Annotated in this window: 1 pseudogene; it reads right to left on the reverse strand. The window is 37.8% G+C overall.

The annotated features are described in order from the left end of the window. Positions 1-870, reverse strand: a pseudogene (locus I8U27_RS20345) (IS1182 family transposase); the annotation flags it as partial. Positions 871-967 lie beyond the last annotated feature (97 nt).

Consider the following 967-nt stretch of genomic DNA (forward strand, 5'->3'; position numbering starts at 1 on the left):
ATCATAGTATTCATCATAAACATATTCATGTTTTCGAAAAAATCCTTTTTTCGTTTGGGGTCTTTTATAAGGCATAACCGGCCGGACCCCATCATCAAGCAAGACTTTGCTGATGTACGGAGTTTTATAACCCGCATCAACAGCAACGGCTGTTGGTGGAGAAACCGTCATTTTGATCTGTTCATAAAGAGAGGGAAAGACTTGGCTATCGTGAATATTGCTTGGCTCAACGATCGCTCCCAAGACAAATCCATTCCGATCACAGCCAGTATGAAAGGAATAAGCAAAAATTCGTTCTCGTTCATTTTTAACAAAGTATCCGCTATCCGGATCAGTTGTGTTTTCCTTCACCTCTTTGACTTCAACGTCAGTCTTGGGAGCCAATGCCTTTTTTCCGTTAGCCAGTCGGTCTTGATTAATTTCATCTTGAAGTTGCTCTTGGTAGGTTCGGGTCTGTGCCCGAACCAACTTCTTAACATATTTCTTTTTATTTGCATTTGCTTTAACATGTGTGGAATCAATAAAGATGACCTCTGGATTGACAAAACCATGATCAATAGCTACTTGCAAAATACGATAAAAAATCACTTCAAATAAATCCGTGTCTTTGAAACGACGGACATAATTCTTTCCGAACGTTGAAAAATGAGGAATTTTTTCTGTAAGTCCATAACCAAGAAACCAACGATAAGCCACATTGGTTTCAATCTCCTTAATGGTTTGCCTCATGGATCGAATACCAAACAAATATTGAATCAACGCCATTTTGATTAAAACTACCGGATCAACACTTGGACGTCCATTATCAAGGCAATAATAATCTTCAACAAGATCATAGATAAAATCAAAATTAATGCTGTCTTCAATCTTGGGGCTGTCCCAAAAGTAGAAAATCTACTTGAAGGTACAGCTCCTTTTCATGTTGTTTACAGAAATTTTATTTTAGTGTAGAGGGTGGATGAAATTC

The sequence above is a fragment of the Paenactinomyces guangxiensis genome (genome assembly GCF_016055185.1).
GTDB classification, from domain to species: Bacteria; Bacillota; Bacilli; order Thermoactinomycetales; family Thermoactinomycetaceae; genus Paenactinomyces; species Paenactinomyces guangxiensis.